Consider the following 14,365-nt stretch of genomic DNA (forward strand, 5'->3'; position numbering starts at 1 on the left):
ACCCCATGAAGCCCATCGCAAGGATGGTGTCGACGGCTTGCCTGTTGTCGGCGCTATTGATCGCATCAGCGTCCGCTCAGCAGCCAGCCGCGACGCCGCTGAAGATCGGCGTGCTCACCGATTTCTCGTCGGTCTATTCCGACATCGGCGGCGCCGGAAATGTCGAAGCGACCAAGATGGCGATCGATGAATTCGGCGGCACCATGTTCGGCAAACCGATCGAGATCGTCTCCGCCGACGTGCTGAACAAGCCTGACATCGCGGCTACCATGGCGCGCAAATGGTGGGAGAACGAAGGCGTCGACATGATCATCGATTTGCCGACCTCCGCCACCGCGCTCGCGGTGATGGAATTGTCCAAGCAGCACGAAAAGATCATGATCGTCACGGACGCCGCGAGCTCCGATATCACCGGCAAATCCTGCGGCCCCTACGTCGCGCACTGGACCTACGACACCTATTCCAACGCCCACACGGTCGGCAGCGCCATCGTCAAGAATGGCGGCGATAGCTGGTTCTTCATCACCGCGGACTATCTGTTCGGCCACTCGATCGAGCGCGACACCGGCGATGTCGTGAAGTCCGCCGGCGGCAAGGTGCTCGGCAGCGTCAAGCATCCGCTCAACACGCCGGATTTTTCCTCCTTCCTGCTGCAGGCACAGGCCTCCAAGGCCAAGATCATCGGCCTCGCCAATGGCGGCGGCGACACCATCAACACGATCAAGCAGGCCGGCGAATTCGGCATCGTCGCCGGCGGCCAGAATCTCGCAGCGATCGTGATGTTCATCTCTGATGTGCACAGCCTCGGGCTGAAGCTCGCGCAAGGCCTGATCGTCACCGAGGCCTATTACTGGGATCTCAACGACAGGACCCGCGCCTTCGGCAAGCGCTTCTTCGAGCGCATGAAGCGGATGCCGACGATGAATCAGGCCGCCACCTACAGCGCCACTCTGCATTACCTCAAAGCCGTGCAGGCCGCGGGCACCAAAGAAACAAAGCCCGTGATGGCCAAGATGCGCGAGATGCCGGTGCGCGACGCCTTCACCGACAACGGCGTGCTGCGCGCCGACGGCCGCATGGTGCACAGCATGTTCCTGTTCGAGGTAAAGAAGCCCGAGGAATCCAAAGCGCCTTGGGACTATTACAAAGTGCTGGCCGAGGTGCCCGGCGACCAGGCATTCCGCCCGCTGAAGGACGGCGGTTGCCCGCTGGTGAAGTGAATGGATTTAGTTACGCGGCTTCCCTTCTCCCCTTGTGGGAGAAGGTGGCGCGCATGAAATGCGCGACGGATAAGGGGTTCTCTCCGCGGGCGACAGCGCAAGTGGAGAGGACCCCTCACCCAAGCGAGCTCGCTGCAGACACGTGAGCGGCCCTCTCCCACAAGGGGCGAGGGCACATCAACTAGCATCGCGCCCGTGTCTCCGACATTGCAACGAAGTCGTAGGGTGGGCAAAGGCGCCCTTCGCGCCGTGCCCACCATCAAGCACTCCGCAAGGAATGGTGGGCACGCTACGCTTTGCCCACCCTACAACGCCTGGCTCACGCCTTGCCGTAGTCGTAAAAGCCCTTGCCAGTCTTGCGGCCGAGATAGCCGGCGTCGACCATCTCCTTGAGCAGCGGTGCGGCGCGATATTTCGGATCGTTGAAGCCCTTGTAGAACACGTCCATCACCGAGAGCATGGTGTCGAGCCCGATCAGGTCGGCCAGCGCCAGCGGGCCGATCGGGTGGTTGCAGCCGAGCTTCATGCCGGCATCGATCTCCTCGGCGGTGGCGATGCCTTCCTGCAGCGCGAAGATCGCCTCGTTGATCATCGGACACAGGATGCGGTTGACCGCGAAGCCCGGGCTGTTCTTGGCTGTGATCGCGACCTTGCCGACGCGCTTTGCAAATGCTTCCGCTTTGGCCAGCGTATCGTCCGAGGTCTGCAGGCCGCGGATCAGTTCGAGCAGCGCCATCACCGGCACCGGATTGAAGAAGTGCATGCCGATGAAACGGTCGGGCCGGTCGGTCGCGGTGGCAAGCTTGGTGATCGAGATCGAAGACGTGTTGGTGGCGATCACCGCCCGCGGGTTCAGCGTCGCGCTGAGATCCTTCAGGATCTTGAGCTTCAATTCCTCGTTCTCGGTCGCCGCCTCGATCACGAGGTCGCAGGCGGCAAGCTTGGCCTTGTCGGTGGTCGCATTGATGCGCCCGAGCGCGGCGTTCTTGTCGGCCTCGGTCATCTTCTCCTTCTTGACCAGGCGGTCCAGGCTGCTGCCGACCGTCGCCAGCCCGCGCTGCACGGCCGCGTCCGAGATATCGACCATCACCACCTGAAGCCCGGCGGCCGCGCTGACCTGGGCGATGCCGTTGCCCATAGTGCCCGCCCCGATGATGCCAACGGTTTCGATCATTGCTCGTATCCTTCTCGTAAAACGCGCAAGGCCTCGCGCCCGCGCACACAGACGGTTGCGGCGACCAGCCGGCCGCCGCCGATGCCCATGGTTAGCAGGGCCTCGCGTCCAAGGATACGGTGCAGTTTGGCGTGCCGGCGCCGGTTCGATCGGGGAGACGAAGCGTTCCCGCTCAGCAGCAGCAGGGCCCGCGGAGCTGGAGTTCGGTCTGGTCGGGCTTCGTCTCGAGCGAGTCGATCGTATAGGTATTGGCGCAATATTCGCGATGATGCAGGGCGGCGGTTCCGGCCTCGAGCTCGCTTTGGCAGCGGGATTTCTCGATGCAGAGCGCGCACACCCGCCTCATGTCGTGCAGCACGCCCGGCTCTTGGCGCTTGATGGCAACCTCATCGATCCCCAGCGCCTTCAGCATCTTCGGCAATTCGTCGGCACCATGACGCCCCCGGGCAACCAGCGTCTCGAGCTGGGCCGGCGAGATGCGGAGATCGTGCGCCACGGAACAGGCTTCGGCCGGGCTGAGGCCGCGGATTTCGCCGATGTCACGGAACCTTTCGAGGAAGCCCGAGAGCTTGCCGATCAGCCTGGCCGCAATCGATTCCGTCTGTGTTGCCGATGCCATGTTACCCTCCCGTAGTTCTGAGCAGGTTGACTATCGGCCCATGCAAAGCGACCGTCATTGCGCCAGATCAAACGCCACGATGCGCGGCCGATGGCCCCGAGGTGGTTGGCGTCTCGTCATCGTCGGAGATCGCCCGCCAGGCGGCGCCTTCGAGATCGTCATACTGGCCGTTCTTCAGCGACCACAGGAATCCGAGCAATCCAAACAGGCCAAGCAGCAGCGCCAGCGGCACCAGGAACGCGATCACTTCCATCACACCTGCTCCTGCCGCACCCGACGTCCGCGCAGCGCGTTCAACATCACCAGGATCGAAGAGCCCGACATCGCCGCGGCCGCGATCAGCGGCGTCACGAAGCCCAGGATCGCGATCGGCACGGCGAGGACATTGTAGCCGACGGCGAGATAGAGGTTCTGCCGCATCAGCCGCAGCGCTTTGCGCGAATAGTCGATGGCGGCGATCACCGGCGCCAAGGGCTTGCCGAGGAAGACGAGATCGGCGGTCGCCTGGCTCAGATGCGCGGCCGAGATCGGCGACATCGAGACGTGCGCGGCCGCAAGCGATGGCGCATCGTTCAAGCCGTCGCCGACCATCATCACCTTGACGCCCTGCCGCTTCAATTGCTCGATGCGCGCGATCTTGTCCGATGGCATCACGCCGGCGCGCCACTCGGGAATGCCAAGCGTCTCGGCCGCCGCCCGCACCGCCGGCTCGCGATCTCCCGACAATATCTCGACCGCGATGCCGCGCCGCTGCAGCGCCGCGACGGTTTCGCGTGCATCCGGTCGCAGACCCTGGCGGACCGCGAACACGTAGGGCTGTTCGCCGCGGGCAAAGGCGACTACGGAGGCCTCGGGATCGCGGCGCAGGACCTGCTCGGCGAGGTCCTCGGCGTTGCAGAAGGAGGGACGGCCGAGCCTCACCTCTTCGCCGCCGAAGCTGCCGCGCACCCCCTGCCCCGGCTCTTCCGTGACGCCGGGCAGCGGCGATTTCGCACCGGCCGCGCGCGCCAGCGCCGCGGCGACCGGATGGTGGCTTGCCAGCGCGAGCCGGCCTGCCAGTTCGAACACATCGGCCGGCACGGCGGCGGAATTCACCACATCCAGTTCGGGCAAGGTCAGCGTTCCCGTCTTGTCGAAGATGACGTGGTCGACCTCGGCGACGCGCTCGATGGCGTCGCCCGAATTGATCAGCACGCCGGCGCGGAACATCGCGCCCGCCGCGATCGTCTGCACCGTGGGGATCGCCAGCCCCAGCGCGCACGGACAGGTGATGATGAGCACCGCGATCGCGGTGATGACGGAATCGTGCAAGCTCGCGCCGGCGATCAGCCAGCCGATCATGGTCAAGAGCGCGGTTGCATGCACCGCCGGCGCATAGAGCCGCGACGCGCGGTCAGCGAGCTGCACATAGCGCGAGCGCGCCTGCACGGCGTGGTCGAGCAATCGCTGGATCTCCGCCAGCAGCGTGCCTTCCGCCGCCGCCGACACGCGGATGCGCAGCGCGCCCGAGATGTTAAGCGAACCGGCATAGACCGCGCTGCCCGCCTCGACCGCCGCATGCCGCGTCTCGCCGGTGATCAGGCTCTGGTCGATCTCCGACCGGCCCTCGATCACGCTGCCGTCGACCGCGCAGCGCTCGCCTGGCCGCAGCAGCACGGTATCGCCGGCCCGGATCGCCGCCGCCGGCACCACCGAAATCTCGTCCGGTCCGATGAACTTCGTCGCAGTCTCGGCCTTGAGCGCGGCGAGATTGCCGGCGACCGCGCGGGTGCGCCGCCGCATGTTCTGGTCGAGATAGCGTCCCACCAGGAGGAAGGTGAGCAGCATGATAGCCGCATCGAAATATGCGTGGTCGGCATGTCCGATAGTCTCGACGATGGACATGCCGAGCGCCAGGATCACGCCGATGCTGATCGGCACGTCCATGTTGACATTGCCCGCGCGCAGCGCGTTGAGCGCCGAGCGGAAGAAGGGCTGGCCGGCATAGGCGGCCGCCGGCAGTGCGATCAGCGCCGACATCCAGTGGAAGAAATCCCGCTGCTCCGGCAGCATGTCGCTGACATTGCCGGACCACACCGGAATCGACAGCATCATCACGTTCATGGTCGCGAACGCCGCAACTCCGAGGCAGCGTAGCAGGAAGCGCGAGTTCTCGACCTCGGCGGCTTCAGCGCTCACCGTCTCGAACGGATAGGCCTTGTAGCCGAGTTCGGCGAGCCGATCGATGAAGTTGCCGGGGTCGAGCGCGCCCTCCTTCCACTCCAGCGCCACGCGGCGGTCAGTGAGATTCACGCGCGCCAAGGTCACATCGGGAATCGCCGAAAGCCCGCGCTCGATCTTCGACATGCAGCCGGCGCAATTGACGCCCTCGACCGCGAGATCAATATGCGCCAATCCCGAGCCGAGATGTTTGACATAGTGCGAAAAGTCCCGTGTCGCCTGCATCACGCCCTCTTAGTTCAGCACCACGCGGTTCCTCGAGAGGAACACGCGCCGGCCAGCGGCTTCGCTTTCGAGCACCAGTTCCCATTGTCCGGGACCGATCGCGCTGCCCTTGCCGAGGTAGCGACCGCCGCCAGCTTCCGACAGCTCGATCGCCTGGTCGGCGCGCCGGTCGGTCGGTCGCTCCAGGCGCGAGGTGAACTGCAATCCGATGAGCGGCCTGCCATTGCCATCACGCGCTTCGACTTCGAGCGCTGTGCCGCCACCGGCATCGCGCGCCAGATGCGCGTCGACCTTCCAGTTGCGGGCGTCCTGCTCGCGCGCGGCGACGATCTCTTTCTCATAGGCGAGGCTCGCCGCGTAGGCGCTGTCGACGTCGGTGCCGGGCAGCGTCAAGGTCGCCAGCTTGATCATGGTGACGTTCACGCCGATCACAACGCCGAAGAATGCGACCAGCATGACGAGCACCTTGCGGCCGGTCAGCGGTTTCTCCGATCCGTATTCCCTATTCATGGCGGCCCTGCTTCTTCCCGTTATGGCGCGACGAAATTGTCGGTGGCGGACGCGACTTCGCCGAGACCGATGTCGGTGACGCGGAATTTCACCGGGATCGACTTCTCGGGGTTCCGGTCGGACGGCGCAGTGACCAGCACGCGCAGCTCGGTGGTGCCGTCGCGCCCAAGCACGATCATGGGACGATCGGGCGTGATCGAATCGCTGCCGACGACATGGAACTTGGCATCCTGCGGGCCGTCGATGTCGATCGCCACCACACGGTCGAAACCACGCTTGTTGAGGAAGCGGACCGTATAGGCATTGCGGATCGAGCCGTCGCTGAGCTTCACCGCGACCGGATTGCGGTCGTGCAGCACGTTGATGTCGAGTAGCGAACGCGTCGCGAGCGCATAGAGCATGATGCCGCCGACGAGTGCGATCAGCGCGGTGTAGATGATGGTGCGCGGCCGAACGATGCGATAGATCGGCGCTTTGCCCTCGATCCGGCGCTGGATGTTGATGTCGTTGTCGTAGCCGATCAGCCGCGTCGGCCGGTTGATCTTCTTCATCACATTGTCGCAGGCGTCGATGCACAACCCGCACTGGATGCAGTCGAGCTGCGGCCCGTTGCGGATATCGATGCCGACCGGACAGACGGCGACGCACTGATAGCAGTCGACGCAGTCGCCGGCGTGCTGGCCGAGCGCGCGCAGGTCGTTCGCCTTCTTCACCGACATGCGCTTTTCGCCGCGGTCGTAGCGATAGGTGACGTTGAGCGCCCATTCGTCCGTCAGCGCCGCCTGGATGCGCGGCCACGGGCACATATAGACGCAGACCTGCTCCCGCATGAAGCCGGCGAGCAGATAGGTCGTCGCGGTCAGGATCGCGATCCAGATATAGGCGATCGCCGGCGCCTGGAAGGTGACGAGCTCTTTGACGAGCGTCGGCGCGTCGGTGAAATAGAGCACCCAGGCGCCGCCGGTCCACCAGGCGATCATCAGCCAGATCGAATGCTTGAGCACGAGCTCGGAGATGCGTTCCAGCGTCCAGCGATGCGCGGATGCATCCTTCTTCATCCGCTCGCGCCGGTCACCCTCGACCAGGCGCTCGACCGCGTAGAACAGGTCGGTCCAGACCGTCTGCGGGCAGAGATAGCCGCACCAGATGCGGCCGCCGACGGAGTTCATCAGAAACAGCGTGATCGCGGCGAGAATCAAGAGGCCGGTGAAGTAATAGACTTCTTGCGGCCACAGCTCGATGAAAAAGAAATAGAAGCGGCTGTTCGGCAGGTCGATCAGCACCGCCTGATCGGGCGCGGCGAGGCCACGATTCCAGCGCACAAACGGCAAGAAATAATAGATGCCGAGGCAGAACGCCATCAGGCCCCATTTGATCCGACGGAAGGTCCCGGAGACCTTCTGCGGGTAGACCTTCTTGCGCGCCGCATAAAGCGGCCCGACGTCTTCGACCTGGTCAGGGTCTATCTGGACGATCTTGTTCATGGGCCGGGATTCTTCTGGCATCGTGGGAGGAGAGGCTAACCCCTCCTCCCGTGCCTTAGTTGATCCAGCGCAAACAGGCGGTCTATTCGCCGGTTATCTACCGCCGCCCAGCGTATGCACGTAGACCGCAAGCGCCTTGATGGTGGACGGATCGAGCCGGCCGACCCAGGCTGGCATCACGCCGGAACGGCCGTTGGTGATGGTCTCGATCACGGTGGCCTCGTCCGAGCCGTAGAGCCAGATCTTGTCGGTGAGATCTGGCGCACCGAGTTCCTGGTTGCCTTTGCCGTTCTCGCCGTGACAGGTCGAGCAATTATCGGCAAACAGCTTGGCGCCGACCGCGGCATTGTAGCCCGGGCTCGTCGGCAGGCCCGAGAGCGAACGGACATAATTGGCGACCGTGACGATCTCGTCTTTCTTCAGGATGCCATCCTTGCCGAAGGCGAGCATCGCGCCCTCATGCGCCTTGGCGTTGCCGGAGCGCGCGCCAAACTGGATGGTCTGCTGGATCTGCTCGAGCGAGCCGCCCCACAGCCAGTCGTCGTCGTTCAGGTTAGGAAAACCCTTGGCCCCGGCGCCGCCCGAGCCATGGCACGGCGCGCAATTGTCACCGAAGGCCGCCTTGCCGCGGGCGCGCGCGAGCGCCAGCAGTGCCGGATCCTTCTCGATATCCTCCAGCGACGCCGCGCCGAGCGCGACCATCTTGTCGCCGCGGATCTTCTCGAGGTTGGCCAGTTCGACGCCGACATCGGCGCGCGACGAATAGTTGATCAGCCCGTTGGTGTGGCTCCACAACAGCGGCCAGGCTGGGTACACTACCCAGTAGCCGATCGCCCAGATGATGGTGGCGTAGAAGGTCAACACCCACCAGCGCGGCAACGGCGTGTTGAGTTCCTTGATGCCGTCCCACTGGTGACCGGTCGTGGTCTTGCCGGAGACTTGATCGAGTTCGGTTTCAGCCATGGTCTCTCACTCCTCCCGCAACGGTATCCGCGATGCCTCATCGAAGGCGGCCTGGTTGCGGGGCCAGAGCGCATAGATCACGATCGCGACGAACAGGCCGACGAAGATCGGCGTCCACACGCTCGTCACGAGATTCGACGCCAGATTGTGAACTGTCAGAATTGCTTTCATCGTCCGGCCTCTCAGCGAAGATTGGCTTTTTCGTTGTAGAGCTTGAAGTCGACCAGCGTGCCGAGCATCTGCAAGTACGCGACCAGCGCGTCCATCTCGCTCGGTGCTCCGCCCTTGCCGTCGAAATTGCGGATCACAGCCTTCGGATAGCGTTTGGTGAGAGCATCGGTGCCGGCATTGTCAGGATCAGCCTGCGCCTTCAGGTCGGCGACTGCGTTGGCTATCTGCTCGTCGGTGTAGGGCACGCCGACCGCGCGGTTGGTCCTGAGGTGATCGGCAATCGTCTCGGGATCGAGCTCGGTCTTTGCAAGGAAAGGATAGCCCGGCATCACCGACTGCGGCACGATCGCGCGCGGATTGGTCAGGTGGGTGACGTGCCACTCGTCCGAATATTTGGCGCCGACCCGCGCCAAGTCAGGCCCAGTACGCTTCGAGCCCCACTGGAACGGATGGTCGTACATGCTCTCGGCGGCGAGCGAGAAGTGGCCGTAGCGCTCGACCTCGTCGCGGAGCGGCCGGATCATCTGCGAGTGGCAGAGATAGCAGCCTTCGCGAACATAGATGTTGCGGCCGGCGAGCTCGAGCGGGGTATACGGCCTGACGCCGTCGACCACCTCGATCGTGCTCTTGAGGTAGAACAGCGGCGTGATCTCGACCAGGCCGCCGATCGCGATCACGACCAGAATGCCCGCGATCAGGATGATCGAGTTCTTTTCGAAGATTTGGTGGCGGGTCCAGAAGGACATCTTGAGCTCCTTATTCCGCCGGCTGCAGCGCGAGCGGCGTGGTGACTTCCACCTCGCCGACGCGCACCGTCATCCAGAGGTTATAGGCCATGATCAGCGAGCCGATCAGGAACAGCGCGCCGCCGGCGGCGCGGATGATGTAGAAAGGATGCATCGCTTCCACGGTCTCGATGAAGGAATATTCGAGGAAGCCGAGCGAGGTGTAGGCGCGCCACATCAGGCCCTGCAGGATTCCCGAGACCCACATCGCGGAGATGTAGAGCACGATGCCAATGGTCGAGATCCAGAAGTGCCAGTTGACGAGCTTCAGGCTGTACAGTTGCTTGCGGCCCCACAGCCACGGCACCAGGCAATACAGCGCACCGAAGGAGACGAATCCGACCCAGCCCAGCGCACCGGAGTGAACGTGGCCGATGGTCCAGTCGGTGTAGTGGCTCAGCGAGTTCACCACCTTGATCGACATCATCGGGCCTTCGAAGGTCGACATGCCGTAGAACGCGACCGAGACCACCAGCATGCGCAGCACCGGATCGGTGCGCAGCTTGTCCCACGCGCCCGACAGCGTCATCAGACCGTTGATCATGCCGCCCCAGGACGGCATCCAGAGCATGATCGAGAACGTCATGCCGAGCGTCTGCGCCCAATCCGGCAGCGCCGTATAGTGCAGATGGTGCGGCCCGGCCCAGATATAGAGGAAGATCAACGCCCAGAAGTGGATGATCGACAACCGATAGGAATAGATCGGCCGCTCCGCCCGCTTCGGGATGAAGTAGTACATGATGGCGAGGAAGCCCGCGGTCAGGAAGAAGCCGACCGCGTTATGGCCGTACCACCACTGGAACATCGCATCCTGCACGCCGCCCCAGGCGACGTAGGACTTCGAGCCGAACACCGACACCGGAAGCGCCGGGTTGTTGCCGAGGTGAAGGACGGCGATGGTGACGATGAAGGCGAGATAGAACCAGTTGGCGACGAAGATATGCGGCTCCTTGCGCTTGATCACCGTCACCAGGAACACGAGCAGATAGACGACCCAGACGATCGTCAGCCACAGGTCGGAGTACCACTCCGGCTCGGCATATTCCTTGGACTGCGTCACGCCCAGCAGATAACCGGTGCCTGCGACCAGGATGAAGAAGTTGTAGCCGAGCACCACGAACCATGGCGCAAGATCGCCGGCGAGTCGCGCCCGGCAGGTCCTCTGCACGACGTAGAATGAAGTCGCGATCAGCACGTTGCCGCCAAAGGCGAAGATCACCGCCGAGGTGTGCAATGGACGAAGCCGGCCAAAGCTGGTCCAGGGCAGATCGAAATTGAGCCAGGGCCAGGCGAGCTGGCAGGCGATCAGGAGTCCGACGGTAAATCCGGCAATGCCCCAGAACATCGCCATGAACGAGGCGAACTTGATCGGACCGAGATTGTAGTTCGGCTTACCGTTGATCTCCTGCGGCGGCAGCTCCGCTGGGCGATCGAAATAGCGGTTAAGGATCGCGAAGGCGGCAGCGCCGCTGGCCACCGCGGCGAGCGAAGCATGGAAGGCAAACGGCGCATCTAGCGCCTTGGCCGCGGCGAAGGCGCAGAGGAAGGCCGCCACCGTGAAGAATAGCGTCAACCCGGCTTCGCCGTGGGTCATCCATTTCGTGGATTGAACTTGCTGCATGTTTGATTCTCTTTGCAGGGGCCTTGCCCCATCAGCCCAGCTTTGGCCGCCGCGTCCTTGATCGAGATCAACCGACGGCTACCGATCAGAAAGGACGATGCTTGCGCACTTCCGGCGCCGGCTGCCGCGCCCCCGGTGCATGAACACTCGCCCAAGCGAGCACTCCGGCAAAAACCACGAAAACTGAAACGACGGCTGCGGAAATCAAAATCGAGTCGACGGGCATAGCGACCTCCATTGAAGCTCGCTCGAATATCGTCGCTCGCGGGGAACAGTCTTTGACTTCGATCAAAAATGTGAGAGCACGCGCGCCACCATCACCACTCGTCATGCCCGGGCTCGACCCGGGCATCCACGTTCTTCAAGTCCGCTGTGAGATAAGGCGTGGGTGGCCGGGACAAGCCCGGCCATGACGCAGCACGCTAGGCCGCTGACAGCGCCTCGGCGCGCGCCGCATCGAGCAGGCTGATGCCGCCCGTAAGAATACGGATGATGCCGTCGCGCTCGAGCTTGGTGAAGGTGCGGCTCACCGTTTCGATGGTGAGTCCCAGGTAATCGGCGATATCGAGCCGGCCCATCGGCAACGGCAGCACTTCCCCGGCATGCCCGATTTCGGCGAGCCGATCGCGCCAGCCGATCAGGAAGCTCGCAACCTTCTCTTCGGCGGAACGGCGTCCGAGCAGAACCATATGCTCCTGCGCCCGGATCAATTCGCGGCCCGCCAGTTCGTTGATACGGCGCAGGAAGCGAGGCCGGTTCTCGGCGAATCGCGAGAAGCTGGCTCTGGAGAACTGGCAAAGCGATACCGCGCCTACCGCATCGGCGGAGAACTCATACTGCAGCGAGCCGGCAAGTCCGAGGAAATCGCCGGGCAAGACAAAGCCGATAATCTGCCGGCGGCCATCCGGCAACAGCTTATAGAGACGCAGGACACCTTCAAGCACGCTGAAGAACGACGTCGCCATGGTCGCCTGCGCAAACACCGTCGTCCCGGGTTCGCACTGGACATGGCGCGACAGGTTCGCCAGCTCCCATACCTCGGTCTTGTCGAGCGCGGCGCAGATCGCAAAGCCACGTACCGCGCAATCGGTACAGGTTTGCCGATGAGAACCTTCCAAGAGAGAAACCTTCACGCGCCGCTCCGAATGACCGCCGCCGGGCGTCCTTATGCCGACCGGCGGAGTCAGCGCAGTGTACCGTCCACACCGCCGGGGTGTTGATGCAGATCAATCGCCCCCACCATTGCAAAGCTAATTTCAAAACCGTCGCTCCGTCCAACGCGGAGCTTTTTGATAGATGGAGCCGTAATGCTGCAGTCCGCCGCACGCCAGGTTTTCATTGCGATCGTGCTGACGACATCGGCGCTTGCCGCTTCACCGTCCGAGCAGCGCGGCCGGACGTTCGCGCTCAACAATTGTGCCCGCTGCCACTCCATCGACAAGGTCACCAAAAGCCCGCTCAAGGTCGCGCCGCCCTTCCGCACCCTGCACAAGCGTTATCCCGTCGAGAGTCTCGCGGAGGCGTTCGCGGAAGGCATCCAGACCGGACATCCGACGATGCCGGAGTTTCGGCTTGACCCGGACCAGATCCACGACCTGCTGGCCTACCTGAGGACGCTGGAATAGCGCGACGGCGCCCCGCCGCGAGAGTTGACGCAAATCAACCACGGCATGGCGAGCGCCGATAACAGTTCTTCATGATGCAACAGGGATGAACGAGATGTTCAACACGACCCATCTGAACGACGAACTGCAAGCCCTGAAGATCGATGTGTCGCGCCTCTTCAACACGACAGGTGAAGGCATACGCGACACCGCAAGCGCGAGCGCCGACGCCTTCAGCACGCGCATCAAGGAAGCGCTGGAGGAACTGAGCGAGGTCCTGAGCGGCGAAGACACTCAGGTCCGCCAGTTGATTTCGGAACGGCCGATCACCTCGCTCGCCTCCGCCTTTGCGCTGGGCGTGGTCGTCGGCTTCGCAATGCGGAGGTAGCAAAGTGAACACCGAAAATATCGTCAGACAGCTACGCGTACTCTGGCGCACCGACAGGATCATCGCCGATATCCGCCTGCGCCACCTCCTGATCGGCCTTGGCCTGCGGGCCTTCGCGGGCCTGATTGCGGCATTCGGTCTTCTGATGTTCGAACTGTCCGCGTATTTCGCACTGGTCCAGGTCTGGAGCTCGGTCTCGGCCGCGGCGATCCTAGGCGCCGCCAACTTCGCCATCGCGGCGATCCTGTTTGCCCTCGCGCTCCGGCCGCCGTCAGGCCGCGAGCTCGACCTCGCCAGCGAGATCCACGGCGCTTCCGTCGAGGCGCTGCAGGTCGAGGCACGCGCGATGCAGTCGCAAGTCTCCGGACTAATGCGCAATCCCCTGAACGGAATCCTGCCGGTGCTCGTGCCGCTGATCGGCATCATCATCAACAGCCTGAAGAAACCCGCAGCCGGGCACGCCGCGAAGGACCACGCCTGACGCCGCACACCTCGCCGATCGAGCCGAGTAGAGCAAGATGACAACCGCACCCCAAAAGCCGATCCTCAACACCTCCCTGCCGCCGCAGTTTCGCAAGATCCGCCTCGAGCTCGCGCGCGAGCCTGATCATCCCGAAGGCGATGCCGGCGCCGGCTACGTGATGGTCGCGCCGCTCGACGACGACTACAGGATCGACCAGAAGCTGTGGCGGGCCAACCGCGAGGCGTGCCGGGTGGTCCGGCTCCGACCCGACGAGGAATACATCCTCGGCCATCTCGTCCACCACCAGGGCGGCGGCTGGGTCCTGCACTATGACGGCGCACCCGGCACACCTGATGAGATCGGCTTCCACTTCAAGGACGAGCACTTCGTCGCGGGCGAATACGTCTCGATCGGCGAAGGCGACAAGATGCACACCTATCGCGTCACGATGGTGTCGCGGCTTTGATCACTCCGTAGCCCGGGTGAAGGTCCAGCGTAACCCGGGACTGCTCGCGATCGCCAAAGCAGATGCCCCGGGTTACGCGTTCCGCTCCACCCGGGCTAAGAGCTAGCCACGCGTTCACTCCACCTCTCCCGCTTGCGGGGGAGGTCGGCGCGTAGCGCCGGGTGGGGGCTCTCTCCCCACGACCAGTCTCATCGTGGCGACACCCTCACCCCAGCCCTCTCCCGCAAGCGGGCAGGGCTGTCCGGGGAATGAATCGCTATGTCGCAGTGCATGCTCGGCAAAACCGAGGCAAATCGGTCTTTTCTGGTTGTCGAGACACAGAAGGCCGAGCATGCGATTTCGCGGTAGCATTTTTGGGAAGCTCCTTGAACCGATCAGTCGACGGCGGTTTCAGACAGTTGTGGATGGTCTGGACGGGGATGGCTACGACAAGTCCTTCAAGAGCTGGGATC

Annotated in this window: 16 protein-coding genes; 5 read left to right on the plus strand and 11 right to left on the minus strand. The window is 63.5% G+C overall.

Translation table 11 applies throughout. The annotated features are described in order from the left end of the window. The first annotated feature begins 5 nt into the window (after nucleotides 1–5). Nucleotides 6–1,220 carry an ABC transporter substrate-binding protein gene (locus YY7_RS0143725; protein WP_028168625.1) on the plus strand — a complete coding sequence of 405 codons (1,215 nt, stop codon included), beginning with the start codon at nucleotides 6–8 and terminating at the stop codon, nucleotides 1,218–1,220. Between the two features lie 319 nt (nucleotides 1,221–1,539). On the opposite strand, the gene YY7_RS0143730 is transcribed toward YY7_RS0143725, so the two are convergent. The 11 genes from YY7_RS0143730 to YY7_RS0143780 form a co-directional block, all read right to left on the minus strand. Further along, complete coding sequence (locus tag YY7_RS0143730) at nucleotides 1,540–2,394, minus strand: 3-hydroxybutyryl-CoA dehydrogenase (RefSeq protein ID WP_028168626.1); 855 nt, start codon at nucleotides 2,392–2,394, stop codon at nucleotides 1,540–1,542. A gap of 172 nt (nucleotides 2,395–2,566) precedes the next feature. Further along, nucleotides 2,567–3,013 carry a hypothetical protein gene (locus YY7_RS54960; RefSeq protein ID WP_051397251.1) on the minus strand — a complete coding sequence of 149 codons (447 nt, stop codon included), beginning with the start codon at nucleotides 3,011–3,013 and terminating at the stop codon, nucleotides 2,567–2,569. Nucleotides 3,014–3,080: 67 nt separating this feature from the next. Then, the gene (gene ccoS, locus YY7_RS0143740; RefSeq protein WP_028168627.1) at nucleotides 3,081–3,266 is read right to left on the minus strand and encodes a cbb3-type cytochrome oxidase assembly protein CcoS; all 186 of its coding nucleotides are present in this window, start codon (nucleotides 3,264–3,266) and stop codon (nucleotides 3,081–3,083) included. Further along, entirely contained in the window at nucleotides 3,266–5,458 is a 2,193-nt protein-coding gene (locus YY7_RS0143745; protein WP_028168628.1) for a cation-translocating P-type ATPase, read from the minus strand. Before YY7_RS0143745 ends, ccoS begins: the two co-directional genes overlap by 1 nt. A gap of 9 nt (nucleotides 5,459–5,467) precedes the next feature. Beyond that, nucleotides 5,468–5,968, minus strand: a complete 501-nt coding sequence (locus YY7_RS0143750; protein WP_035692544.1) for a FixH family protein — start codon at nucleotides 5,966–5,968, stop codon at nucleotides 5,468–5,470. 20 nt (nucleotides 5,969–5,988) lie between these two features. Beyond that, nucleotides 5,989–7,452, minus strand: coding sequence for a cytochrome c oxidase accessory protein CcoG (ccoG, locus tag YY7_RS0143755; protein ID WP_028168630.1), 1,464 nt, complete (start codon nucleotides 7,450–7,452; stop codon nucleotides 5,989–5,991). Between the two features lie 93 nt (nucleotides 7,453–7,545). Then, the gene (ccoP, locus tag YY7_RS0143760) at nucleotides 7,546–8,415 is read right to left on the minus strand and encodes a cytochrome-c oxidase, cbb3-type subunit III (protein ID WP_028168631.1); all 870 of its coding nucleotides are present in this window, start codon (nucleotides 8,413–8,415) and stop codon (nucleotides 7,546–7,548) included. 6 nt (nucleotides 8,416–8,421) lie between these two features. Continuing rightward, a complete protein-coding gene (locus tag YY7_RS0143765; RefSeq protein ID WP_028168632.1) occupies nucleotides 8,422–8,586 on the minus strand; it encodes a cbb3-type cytochrome oxidase subunit 3 in 165 nt (54 codons plus the stop codon). An 11-nt stretch (nucleotides 8,587–8,597) separates the two neighbouring features. After that, entirely contained in the window at nucleotides 8,598–9,332 is a 735-nt protein-coding gene (ccoO, locus tag YY7_RS0143770; protein WP_028168633.1) for a cytochrome-c oxidase, cbb3-type subunit II, read from the minus strand. A 10-nt stretch (nucleotides 9,333–9,342) separates the two neighbouring features. After that, complete coding sequence (ccoN, locus tag YY7_RS0143775; RefSeq protein WP_028168634.1) at nucleotides 9,343–10,965, minus strand: cytochrome-c oxidase, cbb3-type subunit I; 1,623 nt, start codon at nucleotides 10,963–10,965, stop codon at nucleotides 9,343–9,345. A gap of 449 nt (nucleotides 10,966–11,414) precedes the next feature. Beyond that, nucleotides 11,415–12,125, minus strand: a complete 711-nt coding sequence (locus YY7_RS0143780; protein ID WP_028168635.1) for a cyclic nucleotide-binding domain-containing protein — start codon at nucleotides 12,123–12,125, stop codon at nucleotides 11,415–11,417. A 174-nt stretch (nucleotides 12,126–12,299) separates the two neighbouring features. Here YY7_RS0143780 and YY7_RS0143785 point away from each other — a divergent pair, with 174 nt between their 5' ends. The 4 genes from YY7_RS0143785 (at nucleotide 12,300) to YY7_RS0143800 (ending at nucleotide 13,913) form a co-directional block, all read left to right on the plus strand. Next, nucleotides 12,300–12,617, plus strand: coding sequence for a c-type cytochrome (locus tag YY7_RS0143785; RefSeq protein ID WP_028168636.1), 318 nt, complete (start codon nucleotides 12,300–12,302; stop codon nucleotides 12,615–12,617). Nucleotides 12,618–12,702: 85 nt separating this feature from the next. Next, the gene (locus YY7_RS0143790; protein WP_245287641.1) at nucleotides 12,703–12,984 is read left to right on the plus strand and encodes a hypothetical protein; all 282 of its coding nucleotides are present in this window, start codon (nucleotides 12,703–12,705) and stop codon (nucleotides 12,982–12,984) included. Between the two features lie 4 nt (nucleotides 12,985–12,988). Next, nucleotides 12,989–13,465, plus strand: a complete 477-nt coding sequence (locus tag YY7_RS0143795; protein ID WP_028168638.1) for a hypothetical protein — start codon at nucleotides 12,989–12,991, stop codon at nucleotides 13,463–13,465. Between the two features lie 37 nt (nucleotides 13,466–13,502). Continuing rightward, entirely contained in the window at nucleotides 13,503–13,913 is a 411-nt protein-coding gene (locus tag YY7_RS0143800; RefSeq protein WP_028168639.1) for a hypothetical protein, read from the plus strand. The last annotated feature ends 452 nt before the right edge of the window (nucleotides 13,914–14,365 follow it).

It is taken from the genome of Bradyrhizobium elkanii WSM2783, from assembly GCF_000472865.1.
Classification (GTDB): domain Bacteria; phylum Pseudomonadota; class Alphaproteobacteria; order Rhizobiales; family Xanthobacteraceae; genus Bradyrhizobium; species Bradyrhizobium elkanii_A.

Excerpts from the sequence above, each read along its gene's own strand:
- YY7_RS0143750 (WP_035692544.1), bottom strand. The coding sequence starts at position 5,968 with ATGAATAGGGAATACGGATCGGAGAAACCGCTGACCGGCCGCAAGGTG.
- YY7_RS0143800 (WP_028168639.1), top strand. The coding sequence starts at position 13,503 with ATGACAACCGCACCCCAAAAGCCGATCCTCAACACCTCCCTGCCGCCG.
- ccoO (WP_028168633.1), bottom strand. The coding sequence starts at position 9,332 with ATGTCCTTCTGGACCCGCCACCAAATCTTCGAAAAGAACTCGATCATC.
- ccoN (WP_028168634.1), bottom strand. The coding sequence starts at position 10,965 with ATGACCCACGGCGAAGCCGGGTTGACGCTATTCTTCACGGTGGCGGCC.
- ccoS (WP_028168627.1), bottom strand. The coding sequence starts at position 3,266 with ATGGAAGTGATCGCGTTCCTGGTGCCGCTGGCGCTGCTGCTTGGCCTG.
- YY7_RS0143745 (WP_028168628.1), bottom strand. The coding sequence starts at position 5,458 with ATGCAGGCGACACGGGACTTTTCGCACTATGTCAAACATCTCGGCTCG.
- YY7_RS0143790 (WP_245287641.1), top strand. The coding sequence starts at position 12,703 with ATGAACGAGATGTTCAACACGACCCATCTGAACGACGAACTGCAAGCC.
- YY7_RS0143730 (WP_028168626.1), bottom strand. The coding sequence starts at position 2,394 with ATGATCGAAACCGTTGGCATCATCGGGGCGGGCACTATGGGCAACGGC.
- ccoP (WP_028168631.1), bottom strand. The coding sequence starts at position 8,415 with ATGGCTGAAACCGAACTCGATCAAGTCTCCGGCAAGACCACGACCGGT.
- ccoG (WP_028168630.1), bottom strand. The coding sequence starts at position 7,452 with ATGAACAAGATCGTCCAGATAGACCCTGACCAGGTCGAAGACGTCGGG.
- YY7_RS54960 (WP_051397251.1), bottom strand. The coding sequence starts at position 3,013 with ATGGCATCGGCAACACAGACGGAATCGATTGCGGCCAGGCTGATCGGC.
- YY7_RS0143765 (WP_028168632.1), bottom strand. The coding sequence starts at position 8,586 with ATGAAAGCAATTCTGACAGTTCACAATCTGGCGTCGAATCTCGTGACG.
- YY7_RS0143725 (WP_028168625.1), top strand. The coding sequence starts at position 6 with ATGAAGCCCATCGCAAGGATGGTGTCGACGGCTTGCCTGTTGTCGGCG.
- YY7_RS0143785 (WP_028168636.1), top strand. The coding sequence starts at position 12,300 with ATGCTGCAGTCCGCCGCACGCCAGGTTTTCATTGCGATCGTGCTGACG.